The organism is Streptomyces sp. NPDC005722, from assembly GCF_040630935.1.
Taxonomy (GTDB): Bacteria; Actinomycetota; Actinomycetes; order Streptomycetales; family Streptomycetaceae; genus Actinacidiphila.
Window position 1 is genome coordinate 225632 of the sequence record NZ_JBEXYN010000001.1, and the last position, 19229, is coordinate 244860.

At 73.3% G+C, this 19229-nt stretch carries 17 protein-coding genes; 11 read left to right on the top strand and 6 right to left on the bottom strand.

Translation table 11 applies throughout. From position 1 onward, the window contains the following. Window positions 1-21 precede the first annotated feature (21 nt). Both ABZ479_RS01015 and ABZ479_RS01020 read right to left on the bottom strand, forming a co-directional pair. Window positions 22-1803 (bottom strand): ABC transporter substrate-binding protein, encoded by a 1782-nt coding sequence (locus ABZ479_RS01015; RefSeq protein WP_500459194.1) that lies wholly within the window; start codon window positions 1801-1803, stop codon window positions 22-24. Between the two features lie 86 nt (window positions 1804-1889). Next, window positions 1890-2918 carry an ABC transporter permease gene (locus ABZ479_RS01020; RefSeq protein ID WP_500459392.1) on the bottom strand — a complete coding sequence of 343 codons (1029 nt, stop codon included), beginning with the start codon at window positions 2916-2918 and terminating at the stop codon, window positions 1890-1892. Between the two features lie 465 nt (window positions 2919-3383). Here ABZ479_RS01020 and ABZ479_RS01025 point away from each other — a divergent pair, with 465 nt between their 5' ends. Further along, on the top strand, window positions 3384-4409 hold the full coding sequence (locus tag ABZ479_RS01025) for a hypothetical protein (RefSeq protein WP_500459195.1): 1026 nt from the start codon (window positions 3384-3386) through the stop codon (window positions 4407-4409). 14 nt (window positions 4410-4423) lie between these two features. Here ABZ479_RS01025 and ABZ479_RS01030 read toward each other — a convergent pair whose 3' ends face one another. Further along, complete coding sequence (locus tag ABZ479_RS01030; RefSeq protein WP_500459196.1) at window positions 4424-6556, bottom strand: S9 family peptidase; 2133 nt, start codon at window positions 6554-6556, stop codon at window positions 4424-4426. A gap of 188 nt (window positions 6557-6744) precedes the next feature. Between ABZ479_RS01030 and ABZ479_RS01035 the strand changes: the two genes are divergently transcribed. From ABZ479_RS01035 to ABZ479_RS01070, 8 genes are all read left to right on the top strand, one after another. After that, window positions 6745-6939 carry a hypothetical protein gene (locus ABZ479_RS01035; RefSeq protein WP_499607081.1) on the top strand — a complete coding sequence of 65 codons (195 nt, stop codon included), beginning with the start codon at window positions 6745-6747 and terminating at the stop codon, window positions 6937-6939. Window positions 6940-7091: 152 nt separating this feature from the next. Further along, window positions 7092-7985, top strand: coding sequence for an N-acetyl-1-D-myo-inositol-2-amino-2-deoxy-alpha-D-glucopyranoside deacetylase (gene mshB / locus ABZ479_RS01040; protein WP_500459197.1), 894 nt, complete (start codon window positions 7092-7094; stop codon window positions 7983-7985). Further along, window positions 7982-8338: a DUF6113 family protein gene (locus ABZ479_RS01045; protein WP_499607075.1), complete on the top strand. Its 357-nt coding sequence runs from the start codon at window positions 7982-7984 to the stop codon at window positions 8336-8338. Before mshB ends, ABZ479_RS01045 begins: the two co-directional genes overlap by 4 nt. A gap of 194 nt (window positions 8339-8532) precedes the next feature. Further along, a complete protein-coding gene (locus tag ABZ479_RS01050) occupies window positions 8533-10695 on the top strand; it encodes a VanW family protein (protein ID WP_500459198.1) in 2163 nt (720 codons plus the stop codon). A 135-nt stretch (window positions 10696-10830) separates the two neighbouring features. Further along, a complete protein-coding gene (locus ABZ479_RS01055) occupies window positions 10831-11781 on the top strand; it encodes an ABC transporter ATP-binding protein (protein WP_500459199.1) in 951 nt (316 codons plus the stop codon). Beyond that, window positions 11778-12491 (top strand): ABC transporter permease, encoded by a 714-nt coding sequence (locus ABZ479_RS01060; protein ID WP_500459200.1) that lies wholly within the window; start codon window positions 11778-11780, stop codon window positions 12489-12491. Before ABZ479_RS01055 ends, ABZ479_RS01060 begins: the two co-directional genes overlap by 4 nt. A gap of 22 nt (window positions 12492-12513) precedes the next feature. Continuing rightward, the gene (locus ABZ479_RS01065) at window positions 12514-13761 is read left to right on the top strand and encodes a sensor histidine kinase (protein ID WP_500459201.1); all 1248 of its coding nucleotides are present in this window, start codon (window positions 12514-12516) and stop codon (window positions 13759-13761) included. Continuing rightward, entirely contained in the window at window positions 13691-14299 is a 609-nt protein-coding gene (locus ABZ479_RS01070; RefSeq protein ID WP_396568620.1) for a response regulator, read from the top strand. Before ABZ479_RS01065 ends, ABZ479_RS01070 begins: the two co-directional genes overlap by 71 nt. Window positions 14300-15007: 708 nt before the next feature. Here the strand turns inward: ABZ479_RS01070 and ABZ479_RS01075 are convergent. Together ABZ479_RS01075 and ABZ479_RS01080 are read right to left on the bottom strand one after the other, a co-directional pair. After that, window positions 15008-15832, bottom strand: coding sequence for a transglutaminase-like and tetratricopeptide repeat-containing protein (locus ABZ479_RS01075; protein ID WP_500459202.1), 825 nt, complete (start codon window positions 15830-15832; stop codon window positions 15008-15010). A 10-nt stretch (window positions 15833-15842) separates the two neighbouring features. Further along, window positions 15843-16865, bottom strand: coding sequence for a GNAT family N-acetyltransferase (locus ABZ479_RS01080; RefSeq protein ID WP_500459393.1), 1023 nt, complete (start codon window positions 16863-16865; stop codon window positions 15843-15845). 113 nt (window positions 16866-16978) lie between these two features. On the opposite strand from ABZ479_RS01080, the gene fdxA reads away from it, so the two are divergent. Both fdxA and dapC read left to right on the top strand, forming a co-directional pair. After that, entirely contained in the window at window positions 16979-17299 is a 321-nt protein-coding gene (gene fdxA / locus ABZ479_RS01085) for a ferredoxin (protein ID WP_018561461.1), read from the top strand. 94 nt (window positions 17300-17393) lie between these two features. Beyond that, window positions 17394-18506, top strand: a complete 1113-nt coding sequence (gene dapC, locus ABZ479_RS01090; RefSeq protein ID WP_500459203.1) for a succinyldiaminopimelate transaminase — start codon at window positions 17394-17396, stop codon at window positions 18504-18506. Between the two features lie 100 nt (window positions 18507-18606). On the opposite strand, the gene ABZ479_RS01095 is transcribed toward dapC, so the two are convergent. After that, a complete protein-coding gene (locus tag ABZ479_RS01095) occupies window positions 18607-19020 on the bottom strand; it encodes an ATP-binding protein (protein WP_500459204.1) in 414 nt (137 codons plus the stop codon). Between the last annotated feature and the right edge of the window lie 209 nt (window positions 19021-19229).

The window sequence follows — 19229 nt, forward strand, 5'->3', positions numbered from 1 at the left end:
ACCGGCGTGTCTGCGCTGGGCCTACTGCTTGACGAAGATCGTGTTCGGGTTGATCGTCCCGTAGACCTCGTTGTAGGTGACGCCGCCGAGGCCCGAGCCGTGGATGTTGAAGTACTTGTCGAAGATGAACGGGATCTGCGACGTGTCGTTCTTCAGCACGTACTCGGACAGGGTCCGGAACTCGTCGTTCTGCTTGTTGATGTCCGTGATCGCCAGGATGCGGTCGATCTCGGAGTTGACGTGCTCGTCGTTGAGGAACGAGTAGTTGTTGGTGCCGTCGGCGAGGTTGCGGCCGTCCATGGTCGGCGGGACCACGGTCGAGGAGGCGGGCCAGTCCGCGCCCCAGCCGGTGCGGTAGATGTCGTACGGGGTGTCGAGCTTGCCGACGACCGTGTAGTACGAGGTCGGGTCGATCGCCTTGCGCTGGACGTCGAAGCCGGCCTTCTCCAGCGCCTTCTCGATGGTCAGCGAGACGTTCTGCCAGCGCGGGGTGTTGGCGTAGGCGTAGGAGAGCTTCACCTTGCCGGTGACCCCGGCCTCCTTCAGCAGCTCCTTGGCCTTCTCGACGTCACCGGTGGGCTTGTCGAGCTTGCCGAAGGGGTCGTACTTCTTCCAGCCGGCCACGGTCGGGCTGAGCAGCGTGGTGCCGAGCTCGCCCTGCGCGCCGCCGCCGAAGGCCTGCTGGACCTGGGTCATCGGGAAGGCGTACATGATCGCCTGGCGGACCTTCGGGTCGGTGATCCGCTTGGTGTTGATGTTGATGACCTCGACGTACGGCTGGTACTGGTTCACCGTCCGCGACTTGTACTGCGCGTCCGTCGTCAGCGTCTGCATCTTCGACGGGTCGGAGGAACCGGAGAGGTTCACCGCGTACTTGTCGTCGCCGTCCTCGGCGGCGAGCCGGTTGGTCAGGCCCGGCTCCGCGATGCCCAGCTGGAAGTTCCAGCTGTCCGGGTAGGCGTTGCGGATCGGGTCGGTCTTCGGGTCCCAGTTGGTGTTGCGCTCGAAGACCAGCTCCTTGCCCGGCTTGTAGCTGGCGATCTTGTACGGGCCGGTCGCGACCGGGTGGTTGTTGTACTTCTGCTTGTCGTCCTTGGCCTTCGGCACCGGCGAGATGTTCGGCATCGCGGCCGCGTAGGGCGCGTCGGCGTGCGCCTCCAGGAAGTGGAGGACGATGGTCTTGTCGTCCGGCGTGTCGATCTTGTCGGCCGGGATCTCCTTGCCCTCGTACGGGCCCGTGTAGGCCTTGCGGTAGTCGGCGCCGTAGAGCCACTTCTGGATGTACTGCGGGCCCTGAGTCTGGTAGTCGGCGAACAGCCGCTCGATGCCGTACTTGACGTCCTTGGAGGTGACGGGGGTGCCGTCCTCGAACTTCAGGCCGTCCTTGAGGGTGAAGGTCCAGGTCTTCGCGCCGTCGGAGGGCTTGCCGGTGTCGGTGGCGAGGTCGCCCACCAGGATCGTCTTGCCGGTCTTGGCGTCGATCTTGTAGCCGGTCAGCGAGCGGTTGTAGAGCAACTGGACCGACAGCTGGTCGCTGACGTACTGCTGGCCGGGGTCCAGGTAGTCGAAGCCCGCCTGGTCGAGGTCGTACGCCGTGCCGCCCTTCGTGGCCCCCGGGACCTCCGGGGCGGGTCCCTTGGAGTCGGCGGCCGTGCCGATGCCGAAGTTCTGCACGGTGGCCTTCTTGCCCTCGCCGCCGCCGGTGCCCGTCCCCCCGCCGCCACCGCTGCTGCACGCGGCGGACAGTGTCAGAGCTCCCAACGCCAGGAACGCGGAGGCGTGACGCGCCTTGCGAATTCTCATTGTTCCCTGCCTGTCAGTGAACCGAACTGCGGATACCGGCGCGCCCGGTCTCCCCCCACAGGGGCCCGGCGCGGCGGCTTGGACACCTAACGCACGGTCTTGGGATCGAGTGCGTCCCGGACCGAATCCCCGAGCAGGTTGAAGGCCACCACGAAGATCACCATGGCGATGCCGGGGAAGAACATGAAGGTGACGTCGGATTCGTAGTACGCCGCGGCCTGCTGGAACATCAGGCCCCAGTCCGGGGTGGGCGGCAGAATTCCGACACCGAGATAGGAAAGGCCCGCCTCGGCGGTGACGTTCACCGGCAGCAGCAGGGTCGACTGGACGAGGATCGTGGACCAGATGTTCGGCAGCAGCTCCTTGCGGATGATCCGCGCCGGGGAGGCGCCGCTGATCCGCGCGGCCTCGATGAACTCGCGCTCGCGCAGGCTCAGCACCTGGGCCCGCACCAGCCGGCCGACACTCATCCAGCCCAGCACGAACTGGACGATGACCAGCGCCGCGATGCGCACGTAGGTCGGTTCCTCGTCGCGCGGGGAGACGAAGAGCGCCACGATCACCGGGGTGAAGGCGATGAAGAACAGCTGCTGCGGGAAGGACAGCATCAGGTCCGAGAACCGGCCCAGGAAGTAGTCGGTGCGCCCGCCGAGGTAGCCCTGCACGAGCCCGATCAGCACGCCGACCACGACGGAGACCGTGGTCACGGCGAGGGCGATGCCCAGCGAGGTGCGGATCCCGTAGATCAGCAGGGTGAACACGTCCCGGCCGAGCTGGGGTTCGAGCCCGAACCAGAAGTCGCCGTCGATGCCGCCGTTGGGCTTGAGCGGGATCCCGTAGCTGTTCAGCAGCCCGAGGTCCTGGCCGTACAGCTCGTACGGGTTCTTGCCGTACACCTTGGAGATCAGCGGCGCGGCCAGGGCCACGACCAGGTAGAGGACCACGACGCCGGCGCAGATCACTCCGGTGCGGTCGCGCCGGAAGCGCAGCCAGGCCAGCTGCCCCGGGGAGCGCCCGACGAGTTCCGAGGGCTCCTTCCCGGTGCCCTCGACGTGGGCGGGTGCCTCTGCCGGAACGGGTTCCGGCCGGTTCGCGGCCGTGCTCGGACTGGACATGGTCATCTGCCCCCGCACCAAAGAGATTTGGCGGCGCGTGTGAACGCCCGTGGCTAGCTAGCCGGTATTGGGCAATGGATTTGGCGGCCAGTCAAGGGGGTGAAGCGACCGGAAGGCAAGATCGCCGTTATCTTGGGGCAAGGTTTTGGATATTGTCGTGAACGCGTGCTTGACAGCTTCCGCGGTCGCTCGGCGAATGCGGTGGATTCAGGATGAATTTCTTTTACACGTGCGCAACTTGATCGAAGCGTCACCGATATACGGACGCGCCACGCTGGGCAGCGTACGGCCGTGCGGGTGCCGTGGGCCGGCCGGGGCGAACATGCGTCGCCCCGGCCGGCCGCCGTACGTCGCCGCGCGCCGCCGCATGCCGCAGCACGCCGGCGGTGAACGGTGGGGCGGCCCGCTGCGTATCCCCTGCGAAGGCCAAACGACAGTGCTGCCGGAAGGGCCGGGGAGGTGGCCGTGCGGCGGGCGTATCGGCTCGGAGGAGTGGTCTGCGCCGCCCTGGGGGCCGCAGAGGCGGTCTGGCTGGGCCAGGACCTCGTGCAGTTCCGCGCGGAGGGCGCCGTCAAGGTGTGGGCCGGGCTGGCGGTGCCGGTCGGCGGGGCGCCGCTGGTGACCTCCACCGTGGACCTGCTGCTCCTCGCGCTCTACGCGGCCGCCGCGGTCGCGTCCCTCAAGCCCGGCGGCGTCGGGGTCCTCGGGGCGGCCTCGGTGGTCACGCTGGCGCTGCGCACCCCCACGGCGTACCTGCTCGCCCCCGCCGCGGGCGGCGGGGCGCCGGGGCTGCAGGGGGCCCTGCTGCTGACCGCGGCCGGGCAGGTCGTCGGCGCTCTCGTGCTGCTCGTGGTCGTACGGCGCACCGGCCAGGACGCGCCCGCCCCGCCACGGCCCGCGGCGGGCGTGCTGGCGGGGATGCTGCTGCTGGTGGTCGCGCTCATCGCCGGGGTCCTGGAGTTCTCCCGGCGCTCCGACCCGAACGCGCCGCTGCCCCCGGGCTTCTTCTGGCGCACCGCCACGGGCGGCTACCTGGTCGACTCCCAACTGGGCGCGCCCTACGAGTGGCTGATCTGGGCGACCGCCGGGCTGGCCGCGGCCGCGGGCCTCGCCGCCTTCTCCCGGGCCCCGTTCGCCCGGCCGCTGGGCATCTCCGTGGCCGGGCTGCTGGCGGTGACCGCGGTCCCGGTGATCGGCACCTCCCGGATCGACGCCCCGGCCGCCGACGACTTCGCCGCCGCCTTCGCGGTGGGCGCCGCCCTGGTGGTGACGCTGCTGCTCGTGCCCGGTGACCTCGCTGCGGTGGGCGTGCCCGGCGGCGACCCGTACGTGGAGGCGGAGGTCCCGGCGGCCGCCGACAACCTGTCCATGCCGCTCTACGAGCAGACCGCCGTCCTCCCCGTGTTCGGCGCGTACGGGCAGCCGCCGCCCGGCCCCGGCCCCGGCCCGGGCTCCGAGGCGCGGGCGGCCTATCTGCAGGACCCGCCCTGACCCGCCGGGACGCCCTAGTCCTGCCCGACGCCCAGGGAGCGCTTGAGGAAGGCGACCTGGAGCAGGAGCAGGTTCTCGGCGACCTCCTCCTGCGGCGTCATGTGCGTGACGCCGGACAGCGGCAGCACCTCGTGCGGGCGTCCGGCGGCCAGCAGCGCGGAGGAGAGCCGCAGGGTGTGCGCGGCCACCACGTTGTCGTCGGCCAGACCGTGGATGATCATGAGCGGCCGGACCTCCTCGGCCGGGTCCGCCAGGCCGGCGTCGGTGACCAGGGAGTTGGCGGCGTACACCGCCGGCCGCTCCTCGGGGTGGCCGAGGTAGCGCTCGGTGTAGTGCGTGTCGTACAGCCGCCAGTCGGTGACGGGGGCGCCCGCCACCGCCGCGTGGAAGACGTCCGGACGCCGCAGCACGGCCAGCGCCGCCAGGTAGCCGCCGTAGGACCAGCCGCGGATGCCCACCCGGGTGAGGTCCAGCGGGTAGTGGCCGGCCAGCGCGTGCAGCGCGTGGACCTGGTCGTCGAGCGTGACCCCCGCGAAGTCGCCCGCGATCGCCTTCTCCCAGGCGGGGGAGTGCCCGGGGGTGCCCCGGCCGTCCGCGACGACGACCGCGAAGCCCTGGTCGGCCAGCCACTGCGCCTGCAGGTAGCCGCGCTGGGCGCTCACCACCATCTGGCCGTGCGGCCCGCCGTAGGGGTCCATCAGCACCGGCAGCGGGCCGTCGTCCGCCCGGTACCCCGAGGGGAGCAGCACCGCCGCCGGCACCCCGCGCTCGCCGGCGCCGACCAGCACCGGGCGCGCGGTGAGGACCGGGGTCTCGGTGTACGAGGCGATCTCCGCCACCTCCTCGCCGTCCCGCAGCACCCGCACGGAAGTGGCCGCCGACCCCAGTGACGCGGAGGACAGCACCGTGACGCCCCCGGCGCGCACCGCGGAGTGCACCCCCGGCGCGGTGCTCAGCCGGACCGGTCCGCCCGGGCCCCCGTCGGCGCGGTACACATGGATCTCGCCGATCTCCGGGTCCTTGGCGCCCGGTCCCGCGGAGGCCGACAGCAGGACCGCGTCGCCGTCCCGCCCGAGCATTGCACGTACGTGCAACTCCGGCCCCGTCCAAGGCTGTTCGCCGACGAACAGCGACCGTGCGCCGTCCTCGTCGGAGATCCGCACGAGGCGCTCGCCGGACGTCCACGCGGGCACCCCGGCGAAAAGATCGAGCCAGATTTGATCGCGGTCCCGGTGCACCTCCCGGGTGCCCCCGGTGGCGGTGTCCACCGCCAGGTACACCTGCTCGCGCTGGTCGCGGGTCTGGACGAGCAGCAGCGGCGGGCCCGCCGCCGACCAGTGCACCTGCGCCAGGTACGGGTAGCGCTCGCGGTCCCACTCCACCGCGGTGGCCGTGCCGTCCAGCGACAGCAGCACCAGCGTGACCTCGGCGTTCGGCGTGCCCGCGGCCGGGTAGGCCACCTCGGCCGGCGCCTGCCCGGGGTTCGCCGGGTCGGCGATCCACCAGCGGCGGACCGGGGACGCGTCCACCCGTGCCGCCAGTACGCGGTCGCCGTCCGGCGACCACCAGTAGCCGCGGCTGCGGGACATCTCCTCGGCCGCGATGAACTCGGCCAGCCCGTAGGTGACGTCCGGGCCCTCGGGCTCGGCCAACGCACGGTCCCCGCCGCCGTCCGCGGCGACCACGCGCAGTGCGCCGTCCGTCACGTAGGCCACCAGGCGGCCGTCCGGCGACGGGCGCGGGTCCACCACCGGGCCCGGCACGGCGATCTCCCGGGCGGTGCCCGCCCGCAGTTCCGCGGTGAACAGCCGCCCGGACAAGGCGAACGCGGCGAGCTCCACCGCGTCGTCGGTCGCGTGGCCGACGATCCCGGCCGAACCCTCCCGGCTGCGCTCCCGGCGCGCCCTCTCCTGCGGCGACAACTCCTCCGCCGTACCGGACAGCAGCACCTCGGGGTCCGCCGCGACCCGTTCGGTGCCGGACTCCAGGTCCAGCACCCACAGCAGGTGCGAGCGGTCGGTGCCGGTACGGGAGCGCAGGAAGACGACCCGGCCGCCGTCCGGCGACACGGTGAAGGCGCGCGGGGCGCCGAGCGAGAACCGCTGCGTGCGGGCGTACTGCCGCGGGAACGAGAGCGCTTGCGTCATGGGGGGAGTGTGCCACCGCCCGCCGGCGGGCCCCGCGCACGCCAACCGCGAGATCCGGCCATGCGCCCCCGCGTGCTCCCGTGCGACGAGCTATGCGGTGCGCCACAAAGTTATGATCCACTGCCGAGAGTGGGTAACAACCGGTTGGCAATTGCTGTCGGACCACGAGGCCCTGGAGGTGAGCCGCTGTGGCACTTTCGATTTCGGCGGTGCTGCTGCTGCTGATCGTCGTCTTCCTGCTGGTCAGGAAGGCCGGTCTGAAGGCGGGGCACGCGGTGGTCTGCGTACTGCTCGGGTTCTACCTGGCGAGCTCCTCCATCGCCCCGACGATCAGTGACCTGACCAGCAACGTGGCGGGCATGATCGGGGACTTCAAGTTCTGAGCCCGCGCCTTCGGCCCGGGGAGCCGCCGGATCGTCCCCGTGGCCCGCTGCGGGGGTGACCCTCCACCGTGCGGCGCACCGCGTCGGCGAACCGGGGGACCCGCCCTTCGGCCGGCCCGGGCCACCGCGACGTCAGGGCCTAGGCTCTCCTCATGACCGCACTGCCCGCCCGGCGACTGCTGCTCGTCCACGCACATCCCGACGACGAGTCGATCAACAACGGCGCCACCATGGCCAAGTACGCCGCCGAGGGCGCGCACGTCACGCTGGTGACGTGCACCCTCGGGGAGGAGGGCGAGGTCATCCCGCCCGAACTGGCACACCTGGCGCCCGGCCGCGACGACACCCTCGGCGCGTACCGGGCCGGCGAACTCGCGGACGCCATGGTCCAGCTCGGCGTCACCGACCACCGCCTCCTGGGCGGCCCCGGCCGCTTCCGCGACTCCGGGATGATGGGCGCGCCCCAGAACGACCGGCCCGAAAGCTTCTGGCAGGCGGACCTCGACCTCGCGGCCGGGTACCTCGTGGAGGTGATCCGCGAGGTCCGTCCGCAGGTCCTGGTCACCTACGACCCCGACGGCGGCTACGGCCACCCCGACCACGTCAAGGCGCACCGGGTCGCCATGCGGGCCGCCGAGCTGTCCGCGGAGCCGGCCTACCGGCGCGACCTCGGCGGGCCGCACTCCGTCGCCAAGGTCTACTGGAACTGCGTCCCGCGCCGCGTGGTCGAGGAGGGCTTCGCCCGGCTGCACGCGGCCGGCCGGCAGATGCCCTTCGAGGGCATCGCGACCGTCGAGGACGTCCCGGGCGTGGTGGACGACGACATGGTGACCGCCGCCATCGACGTGGAGGCCCGCTACGCCGAGCGGAAGGCCGCGGCGATGAAGGCCCACGTCACCCAGATCGCGGTGGACGGCCCGTTCTTCGCGCTCTCCAACGACCTCGGACAGCCCCTGTTCGGCGCCGAGTTCTACCGGCTGGTCAAGGGCGCGCCCGTGCCCGCCGGCAGCCTGGAGGACGACCTGTTCGCCGGGAGCGGGGCATGAGGCGCGCGGCCTACCCCCTGCTCGCGGTCCTGGGCGTGCCGGTCGCCGTCGCGGGGTCGCTGGTCCAGGCCGCCTGGTTCCCGGGCGGGTTGCTGCTGGCGCTCGCCGGGAGCGCGGCGCTCTTCCACGGCGGTGCCAGGCTGACCGGCACAAGACTGGGCGCGGTGGTGCCGGCGGCGGTGTGGCTGATCACCGTGATGCTGCTCAGCTCGGCCCGTCCGGAGGGCGATTTCCTGTTCGCCAACGGAATCAGCCCGTACGTCTACCTGTTGGGCGGAGCCATGGCGGGAGTGATGTCGGCCACGCTTGTGCAACCCCGAACTCCCCCTGGTGGATCACTTGAGGCACGATAGGCGCCACGTTGCGTCCGTTACGGAGCGAGCGTCGTCCGTTTTGGCGGTCGACGTCACATAAACCCCTTTGATCAGGGCGGTCTCCATCCGGCGGACAGGCGGCTCCGACGCGGCGCCCAGTATGGTGGTGCGCGCCGCCGGGCCGCCCGCGGAAAGGCCGTGACGGGTGGCGAAGCGAACCGGGAGAGCCTGCTTTGAGTCGTGAAACTGATCGTCCGTCCCCCGGCCCCCAGGGCCGGGGCGGAGCCGCGTACCCGTCGGGTACCCCGCCGTACGGAACCCGACCGTTTCCGTCGCTGCATCCGCAGGAGGGCCCGCGCGACGGTGCCGCGAACGGGGAGCCCGCCGATGCCCCCGCCGCGGAGGAGACCAAGACCGAGACCACACTGACCACCCGGGTGCGCATCAACATCCCCGGGTCCCGGCCGATCCCGCCGGTCGTCGTCCGCACGCCCGTCGAGGGCGGCGCGGAGGGCGAGGCGGCCGCCGGGTCCGCACCGGCCGGCCCCGCCGCCGAGTCCGCCCCGCTGCCCGCGGGCTGGGCCACCGGCGGCGGTACGGGCACCGGCAACGGCACCGGGGCGGGTCAGGGCGCCCCGGCGCCCGCGCCCGAGCCCGCCGCCGAGCCGGCTCCGGGGCCGAAGAGCGAGAAGCCGACGAGCGACTGGTTCGCGCCGCGCAAGGCCGCGCCCGTACCGGCGCCGGCGTCCGCGCCCGAGGCGGCCCAGGAGTTCTCCGCCCCCGAGGTCACCCAGCCGATGCAGATCGGCGACATCCCCGCCCAGCCCGGGCCGGCCGAGCGCGGTCCGGCCCCCGGGCCGGCCGGCGCCCCCGGCGGGCCCCGGCGCGGGGGCATCCCGTACCTGAACGACGGCGCGGTCGGCCCGGCGGGCCCCGGCGGTCCGGTCGCGCCGGGTGGCCCCGGCGGCCCCGGCGGACCGGGTGTTCCCGGCGGCCCCGGCGGACCGGGTGTTCCCGGCGGCCCCGGTGGGCCCGTGGCGCCCGGCGGTCCGGCCGGCCCCGGTGGCCCCGCCGGCCCCGGGCGTCCCCCTCAGGGACAGCGTCCGTTCCCCGGCGGGCCCGGTGCGGGCCCCGCGGGTCCGGGGGCCGGTCTGCCCTTCCCGGGGCAGCAGCCGCCGTCCGGCCCCACCGCGGGCCCGGTGACCGGTGAGATGCGGGTGCCCCCGGCGGGCCCCGCGACCGGCCGGTCGCCGTTCCCGACGCCGTTCCCGTCCTCCGCGTCCGAGCGGCTGTCCGGGGACACCGTCGTCAGCGGCATCCCCGCGGTTCCCCCCGCGGGACCGTCCGCGAACCGTCCGGCTCCGGCCGGCGGCGAGATGTACCGCTTCGAGCAGGACGAGCCCGCGGCGCCGCCCGCCGCGCGCCAGAGCGCGGCCGAGCCGGAGCGCAAGGGACGTTCCAAGCTCATACTGGCGGGCGTCGGTGTGCTGGGCCTGGCCGGCATCGCCTACGGCGCCGGACTCCTGATGGACCACTCCGACGTGCCGGCCGGCACGACCGTCTACGGCGTGGAGATCGGCGGCAAGACCAAGGACGCGGCCGTCGCGCTCCTGGACCAGGCGCTGGGCCCCCGCAAGAACGCGCCGATCACCGTCACCGTCGGCGACGCGCAGAAGTCGCTCAAGCCCGCGGCCGCCGGTCTCGTCCTCGACACCGACGCGACCGTCCGCAACGTGGCGCACCGCGACTACAACCCGATCACCGTCATCGGCTCGCTGTTCGGCGGTTCGCGCGCGGCCGAGCCCGTGCTGACCACCGACGGCGAGAAGCTCCGCGCCCAGCTGGAGAAGCTCTCCCAGGAGCTCGGCGGCTCCGGCTCCGAGGGCATGGTCAAGTTCGTGGACGGCAAGGCCGTCGCCGTCCCCGGCAAGCCCCACGAGGGCGTGGACGTGGGCGCCTCGATCGACGCCGTCACCGCCGCCTACGCCACGCAGGTCGCCACCGGCAAGGCCGGCACGGTCAGCCTGAAGGTCGCCACCGTGGAGCCCAAGGTGACCCAGGAGGCGCTCGACAAGGCCGTCGACGGCTTCGGGAAGTCCGCCATGTCCGGGCTGGTCACGGTCCGTGCGGGCGCCGCGCAGGTCCCGTTCAGCCCGGAGAAGTCGCTGTCGCAGATCCTCACGATGGTGCCGGACCAGGAGGGCAACCTGACGCCGTACATCGACCGCAAGGTGCTCCAGGGGCTGTACGGCGGCGCCTTCGACGGTGTGCTGGTCGAACGCGGTGACGGCAGCAAGACCGCCGTCACCCCGGAGGACGTCGCCTCGGCGATGATGGCCGCGCTGCAGACCACCGACGCCGCCAAGAAGACGGTGACCATCGAGGGCGCCTCCTGACCCCCGGTCGCCCGATCCCCGCGTGAAGGTGTGGCCCCGGTACCCGTACCGGGGCCACACCCATGACATCTGTCATCCGCGGGACAGGACGCCCGGCACTGCCGTGCGGACCCCGCCGTCGGCCAGGCTGCTGCCATGACCGCAACAGTGTTCACGCACGTGAGCAAGAGCTTCGGTCAGGTCCGGGCCGTCGACGACCTGAGCCTGACCCTCCACCCCGGTGAGACCGTCGCCCTGCTGGGCCCCAACGGCGCCGGCAAGTCCACCGCCCTGGACCTGCTGCTGGGGCTGCGCACCCCCGACTCCGGCACCGTCGAGGTCTTCGGCACCACCCCGCGCCGGGCGATCGCCGACGGCCGGGTCGGTGCCGTGCTGCAGAGCGGCGGCCTCATGGAGGAGGTCACCGTCCGCGAGCTCGTACGGCTCGCCTGCGACCTGCACCCGCGCGCCCACCCCGTCGCCGAGGTGATGGCGGCCGCCGGACTGGAGTCCATCGCCGACCGCAAGGTCGACAAGCTCTCCGGCGGGCAGGAGCAGCGCGTGCGCTTCGCCCTGGCCACGGCCGGTGCCAGTGACCTGCTGGTCCTCGACGAGCCGACCACCGGCATGGACGTCTCCGCCCGGCAGGCCTTCTGGGAGGCCATGCGCGGGCAGGTGGCGCGGGGCCGCGCGGTGCTCTTCGCGACCCACTACCTGGAGGAGGCGGACGCCGTCGCCGACCGGGTGCTCGTCCTGCAGGGCGGCCGGCTGGTCGCCGACGGCACCGCCGCCGAGATCAAGGCCCGGGCCGGGGTCCGCCGCATCGTCTTCGACCTGGACACCCCGCCGGACCTGCCCGCGCTGCGGGCCCTGCCGCGGGTCACGGACGTGGAGGTCACCGGGCGCACGGTGCGCATCCGCTCCACGGACGCCGACGCGACCGTGCACGCCCTCTACGCGACCGGGCTCTACCCCCGGCACCTGGAGGTCGCCGGGCTGGGCCTGGAACAGGCCTTCCTGGCCATCACGGAGTCGTCCGGGCAGCCCGGGCAGCCCGGGAAGTTGGAGAAGTCCGAGAAGTCCGAGAAGGAGGCGGCGGCGCGATGAGGACACTGGCCCGGCTGGAGATCCTGCGCGTCCTGCGCAACCGCAAGTTCATGTTCTTCTCGGTGCTGTACCCGGTGCTGCTCTTCATGATCCTCACCGCCGGCCAGAGTGCCGCGATGGTGCCCTACTACATGGTGGCGATGTGCGCCTTCGGCGCCATGACCGCCGTGCTCATGGGCAACTCCGAGCGGATCGCCCGGGAACGCGACAAGGGCTGGGTGCGCCAGCTGCGGCTCACCGCCCTCCCCGGGCGCGGCTACGTCCTGGCCAAGGTCGCCGCGGCCGCCACGGTCAGCCTGCCCTCGATCGTGCTCGTGCTGCTCGCCGGCGGCGCCGTGAAGGGCGTGCGGATGGCCGCGTGGCAGTGGGCCGGGGTGCTGCTGACCAGCTGGGCGGGGAGCTTCGTCTTCGCCGCGCTGGGCGTGGCCATCGGCTACGTCGCCTCGGCGGAGACCGCCCGTCCCGTCGCGATGATCGCCTACTTCGGGCTCGCGCTGCTCGGCGGGCTGTGGGTGCCCTTCGACTCCTTCCCCGGCTGGCTGCGCGACATCGCGGAGCTGCTCCCGTCCCGCCCGTACGCGGCGCTCGGCCAGGCCGTCGAGTCCGGACGGGCCCCGCACGCCGGGGACGTCGCCGTGCTGGTGGTCTACGGGCTGGTGTTCGCCGGGACAGCCGCTTGGATGTACCGCAAGGACACCGCGAAGGCCTGACGGGCCGGAGAGGAGGAGGACCGTGACCGCCGGAACGACGCAGGCGCCGGACGTCGCCGAGCCCCGGGACGCCCCGGCGATCGGCAGGGCCCCGGAGAACCGCCGCCAGGCCGTGGTCAAGCTGGTCTGGGTGGCCATGTGGATGCTCTACCTCGGCGCCCCGGTCAGCGACCTCGCCGAGGGCGGGCACGGCCTCACGGCGACCGTGCTGGGCTGGCTCGGGCTCGCCGGCTACGTCGCCGGCTACCTCGGCATCGTCTTCCTGCGGACCAACGCCGAACACCAGCCGCGCTGGGTGTACGGGCAGCTCCTGCTGCTGGGAGCGCTGGCGCTGCTGATGACGTTCACCCTCGGCGAGGCCTTCCTCGTCCTGTTCGTCTACCTCGCCGTCGGCTGCGGGGCGGTGCTCCCCGGCCGCCAGGCGCGCTGGGCGATCCCGCTGGTCACCGCGCTGCTCGCCGCCGCCGCCTGGCTCGCCGGCGCGGGCGAGGACCTGGTGATCCCGCTGCTCGTGCCGTGCCTGCTCGGCGGCTACGCCATGATGGGCGTGCGCCAGCTGGTGCGGACCACCCGTGAACTGCGCGAGGCCCGGGCGGCCGTCGCCCAGCTCGCGGCCACGGAGGAACGGCTGCGGCTCGCCCGCGACCTGCACGACCTGCTCGGCCACTCCCTCTCGCTGATCACCCTCAAGAGCGAACTGGCCGGACGCATGTTGCCCGACCGCCCCGAGGACGCCGCCGCGCAGGTCGCCGACATCGAACGGGTCAGCCGGCAGGCCCTGGTGGACGTCCGGGAGGCCGTCAGCGGCTACCGCAGGCCCACCCTCGCCACCGAGCTCGCCGGCGCCCGCGCCGTCCTGCAGGCCGCCGGCATCCGCGGCCGGCTGCCCGCGACGGTGACCGCCCCGCTCACGCCGGAGGCCGAGGGCGCCCTCGCTTGGGCCCTGCGCGAGGCCGTCACCAACGTCGTACGGCACAGCGGCGCCACACGCTGCGTGGTCACCGTCGCCGAGGACGACGGCACGGTACGGCTCACCGTCGCCGACGACGGCCGGGGACCGGGGCCGGGCGGCGCGCACCGCGGCAACGGGCTGACCGGCCTGGAGGAGCGCCTGCAGCTCGCCGGGGGCCGTCTGGAGACCGTGGTGGAGGGCGGCTTCACCCTCCACGCCGTCGTCCCGGCCGACTACGCTCACGGCCATGATCCGGGTGCTGCTGGCAGAGGACCAGTCGATGGTGCGGGAGGCCCTGGCCGCGCTGCTGGGGCTTGAAGGCGACATCGAGGTGGTCGCCCAGGTCGCCCGCGGCGAGGACGTCGTCGGCGCGGCCCGCGACGCCGGCGCACAGGTGGCCCTCCTGGACATCGAGATGCCCGGCGCGATGACCGGCCTCGACGCGGCAGCCGCGGTGCGCGCGGAACTGCCCGGGGTGCGCGTGGTCATCGTCACCACGTTCGGCCGGCCCGGGTACCTGCGCCGCGCGATGGAGGCGGGCGCCGACGCGTTCCTGGTCAAGGACGCGCCCGCGGGGCAACTCGCGGAGGCGGTGCGCAGGGTGCTGCGGGGGGAGAAGGTGATCGACCCCGTGCTCGCGGCGGCCGCGCTGTCGGAGGGGGCCGACCCCCTCACCCCGCGCGAGCGGGACGTCCTGCGTGCGGCGGCCGACGGCTCCCTCAACGCGGACATCGCCCGCCGCCTCCACCTCTCGGAGGGGACCGTCCGCAACTACCTCTCCACGGCGATCCAGAAGACCGCCGCCCGCAACCGCGCCGAAGCGGTCCGCATCGCCCTCGAACGCGGCTGGCTCTAGGCGGCTGTTCGGCTGTTCGGCTGTTCGGCTGTCCCGCCGTCTCGCGCCCTTCGGGCGCAAAGCGGCGGGCTGCGGAGGGGAGGGTGGGGGGCGCTCCAACTCGGCAGTGTGCGGGTGCGTGGGTGGCGGGGGTTCAGGCGCCGGAGCGGGGTGCCTCTCCCTTGGCGGAGGTCTCGTTGCCGTCCGCGGGTGCAGATGGCCGGTGACCACGCCCACGGTCCGTGGGTGGCGCGCCCGCCGTAACCCGCGTCTGCGGGTGCTTCGGGGTGCTGCCCGGGCGGTCGGCGGGAGATCGGGCCCGCTTTCGACGGTATATCCGGCGGAACAGGGCCCGATCTTCGCGCGGACGGAGATCGGGCTCGCTTTCAGCGGTATAGCCGTCGAAACAGAGCCCGTTGTCGGGTCGGGGAAGCACCCGCAGTCGCCGGTTACGGCGGGCGCGCCACCCACGAACGGTGGGCGTGGTCACCGGCCATCTGCACCCGCGGACGGCAACGAGACCGCGGCCAGACGAACAACCGGCCCCGCTCCGGCGCCTGAACCCCAACCGCCCGCCGGGCCGCACACCGCAGACGAGCCCCGGGCCCCCACCCTCCCCTCCGCAGCCGGCATCTTTGCGCCCGCAGGGCGCGAGACGGCGCGACAGCCGAAGAACCGGCGCACCGCACCGCACCACCCCCACCCACCCCCACCGCCCACACGCCCCCGTCAGTTGAGGAGCGCGCGGGCGGCCCGCGCCTGGCGGCGCATGGCCGTCGCGGCGGAGGGCTCCGCCTCGGCGAGTACGTCGGCGTACTCCTCCATCTCCGTCGCGCCCCGCGCGAAGTCCCCCTTGCGCACCAGCAGCTGGGCGTGCTCGAAGCGCAGCCGCGCCGGATGGTGGGGCAGCAGCAGCGCCAGCTCCACCGCCCACAACTGCGTGGCCAGGTGCTCGGGCCGTGCCGACGCCCAGGCGCGGATGTTGTTGAGCACCCGTTGCACGATGTCCAGCGGATCCGCCGGCTCCAGCATCGCCGGGGACGGAGCGGACCCCGTGGCGCCCGCCACCAGCACGCGTACGTCCTCCTCGCCCAGCCGCCGCCCGCCGTTGAACGGGTCGGCCAGCACGAACCCGCCCGCGGGGTCGCCGAAGCCCACGACGAAGTGCCCGGGGAGGGCGACCCCGTGGACCGGGCCGCCCGCGCGCCGGACGACCTCCATCCAGACCACCGACAGCAGGATCGGCAGCCCGCGCCGCCGGCGCAGCACCTCGTGCAGCAGCGAGGACTCCAGCCGCTGGTAGTCGGCGGGGGAGCCGTTGAACCCGCAGCGGCTGCCCAGCAGTTCCGCGGCGGCGTCGGCCCAGTCGCCGGGTGCGGTGAGGCCGTACGGCAGGAGCCCGGCGAGGCGGTCGAGTTCCATCTGCGCCGCGTCCGTGCCCGCCTCGTCGAGGGACGGGTCGGCCTCCGCGCCGATGAGCAGGCACAGCTCCGCGAGGTCGGGGCGCGGCTCTCGGGCGGCCTCGCCGAAGCGCTGCCTCATGGCGTCGTCCATACCGGGCTTCTCACCCTTCCGCGGACAGCGGGCCGCGCCGGTAGTGGTAGGCGTGGTGGGTGGTGAAGCCCATCCGGTCGTAGAGGGCGCGCGCCCCCTCGTTGCCGGTCTCCACCTGCAGGTACGCGCCGGAGGCGCCCTCGTCCAGCGCCTTGCGGGCGAGCGCGGCCATCACGGCCCGGGCCAGTCCGCGCCGCCGGTGGTCCGGGGCCACCTCGACGGCGCCGAAGGAGGCGAACCGGCCGTCGACGACGCAGCGGCCGATCGCCGCGGGCCCGGTGCCGGCCGGACCGTCGCCCGGAACGGTGGCGAACCACACCGAGGGACCGCCGCCCAGCACCTTCAGCGCCGCGTCGCCCAGGTCACCCGTGCGGTGGTAGCGGGCGAGCCACGCCGCGTCGGCCTCGCGGGACAGCCGCACGGCCTCGGTGCCCGGCAGGTCCGCGATCGGCGCCAGCGCGGCCGTGCGCAGCAGGGCGTGGCCCTCCGCGGTCCAGCCGTAGTGGTCCAGTGCCTCGGCCAGCGCCTCGTCGGAGTCCTCGCCACCGGTGGTGACCTGCACGTACGGCGGCAGTCCGCGGTCGCCGTACCAGCGGGCGATCCGTGCCGCGGCCTCCGACAGCGGGACACCCGGATCGCCGAGCGGCAGCACGGAGTTGGCGCGCCGGGTGAAGCCGCCGGCCGCCCGCAGCGTCCACCCGCCCAGCCGGGCGGTCTCCTGCGCGGGCCAGCCGCGGGAGGCCGATTCCTGCAGTTCGCGGGCGGTCGCACGGGGCGCGCGGGCGCCGCGACGCGCCGGTGCGGCGGGTACGACCTTCCCCGCCACCAGGGACGATTCCGCGATGCGGACGGCTTCTCCGTCCCGTCGGGTGACGACGAGCACCCCGTGGTCCCACGATGTGAGAACCCCTACGGCGTCGGTGAACACCGGGTGTCCGTCGACGATCTCCGCGATCCTCCGTACCGAAACGCGTTTGCCCACGTCAGAAGGGGTTATGCGCACCTCGAGCCGGCCTCCGGCGGTGAAATCCATGCTCATGACCGCCCCTCCTGTTCGTCTGCTGCCCAAGAACGGAGATACTAGGGGCGGGCATCGACGACGCCGCGCTCCCGCGCGAGACAGCCCTATCGAGGAGGAACGACAGCGTGACCTACGTCATCGCGCAGCCTTGTGTCGACGTCAAGGACAAGGCGTGCATCGAGGAGTGCCCCGTCGACTGCATCTACGAGGGCCAGCGGTCCTTGTACATCCACCCGGACGAATGCGTCGACTGCGGAGCCTGTGAGCCGGTCTGCCCGGTGGAGGCCATCTTCTACGAGGACGACACCCCGGAGGAGTGGAAGGACTACTACAAGGCGAACGTCGAGTTCTTCGACGAGCTCGGTTCGCCCGGTGGTGCCTCCAAGCTCGGGCTGATCGAGCGCGACCACCCCTTCATCGCCGCCCTGCCCCCGCAGGGCGAATGACCCGAGAATTGCGTGCGGTCCCGCACGGCACACCGCCGTGCGGGACCGTCGTGCTTCAGGCAGTGGCAGGCCGCGTGCCTGCGAGGAACGGAAAGTGAGCACCACCGTGGCGCAGCCAGTCTCGTCCAGACTCCCCGTCTTCCCGTGGGACCGGCTCGAACCGTACAAGGCCACGGCCGCCGCCCATCCCGGCGGCATCGTCGACCTGTCGGTCGGCACCCCGGTGGACCCGGTCCCGCACATCGTGCAGCGTGCCCTGTCCGCGGCCGCGGACAGCCCCGGCTACCCGACCGTGTGGGGGACGCCGCAACTGCGCGCCGCCATCACCGGCTGGGCCGGCCGCCGGCTGGGCGCCGCCGGGCTGACCGACGCGCACGTGCTGCCGGTGGTCGGTTCGAAGGAGCTGGTGGCCTGGCTGCCGACCCAACTCGGCCTCGGCGCGGGCGACAAGGTGGCGTACCCGCGGCTCGCCTACCCGACGTACGAGGTCGGGGCGCGGCTTGCGGGCGCCGAGCCGGTCGTCTACGACGAACCGACCGAGCCCGACCCGGCCGGGCTGCGGCTGCTGTGGCTCAACAGCCCCTCCAACCCCACCGGTCGCGTGCTGTCCAAGGACGAGCTGACCCGTGCCGTCGCCTGGGCACGTGAGCACGGCGTGCTGGTCTTCAGCGACGAGTGCTACCTGGAGCTGGGCTGGGACGCCGACCCGGTCTCCGTCCTGCACCCGGACGTCTGCGGCGGCTCCTACGAGGGCATCGTGGCCGTCCACTCGCTGTCCAAGCGCTCCAACCTGGCCGGCTACCGCTCCGCCTTCCTCCTGGGCGACCCGGCCGTGCTCGGCGAGCTGCTGCAGATCCGCAAGCACGGCGGCATGATGACGCCCGCCCCGGTGCAGGCCGCCACGGTCGCGGCGCTCGGGGACGACGCCCACGTGGCCCGGCAGCGCGAGCGCTACGCGCGGCGGCGGGCGACGCTGCGGGAGGCCTTCGAGGCCGCCGGATTCCGCATCGAGCACAGCGAGGCGAGCCTGTACCTGTGGGCGACGCGCGACGAGTCCTGCTGGGACACCGTCGCGGACCTGTCCAAGCAGGGCATCCTTGTGGCGCCCGGCGACTTCTACGGCGCGGCGGGCGAGCGGTACGTACGGATCGCCTTCACCGCCACCGACGAGCGGGTGGCGGCGGCGGTGCGCCGGCTGTCCTCCTGAGCGGCGGCGGTACGCCCGGCGGCGGTACGGCCGCGCACAGCACGCGCAAAGGGCCCGGGGAGCACCGCTCCCCGGGCCCTTTCGGTGCGGCTGTGGGGGGTCAGCCGCCGATGGGGAGCCCCTGGAGGGGCAGTTGGCCGGTGGAGGGGAGGCCACCCGGCAGCCCCGAGCCCTTGGCGGTCTTCCCGAGCTCCTGGGCGGTGCCGCCGACGGTCTTGGCGGCCTCCGTCGCGGCGCCCTTGACGGTGGGCTGGGTGCTCTTGGCGAGGCCGCCGACGGTCTCGGTCGTCGCGGGCAGCGCCTGCTGCACGGTCTTCACGGCGCCGGACTGCTTGGCCACGCCGTTCACGGTGCCGGTGAGCTCGGGGGTCTTGTCCACGTTGGTCAGCCCACCCAGGTCGCCGACCTGCGGCAGCGCGGCGGCGGACGCGGCACCGGCACCGATGAGAGGAGCCGCGGCCGCGCCGACCAGCAGGGCGGCCCGGGCGATCCGACGCGCGAGGGGGAGAGACATGGTGCTCCTTTTACGGAGAGACGACAGTTTCGACGTGACATGTCCGCGGGGCGGACGTCGTGACTACCGCGTGAAGGGGGCCGAAGGTTGCGGCCGCCAAGAGTAAAGAGTTGGTAATGCAGCCGGATTCCCGGGGCGGTAAAGCGGAGCAATTCGGGCGGAGCCGGAACTGCCGCGGAAACGTCACAGCCCATGATCAGAAGCTTTTT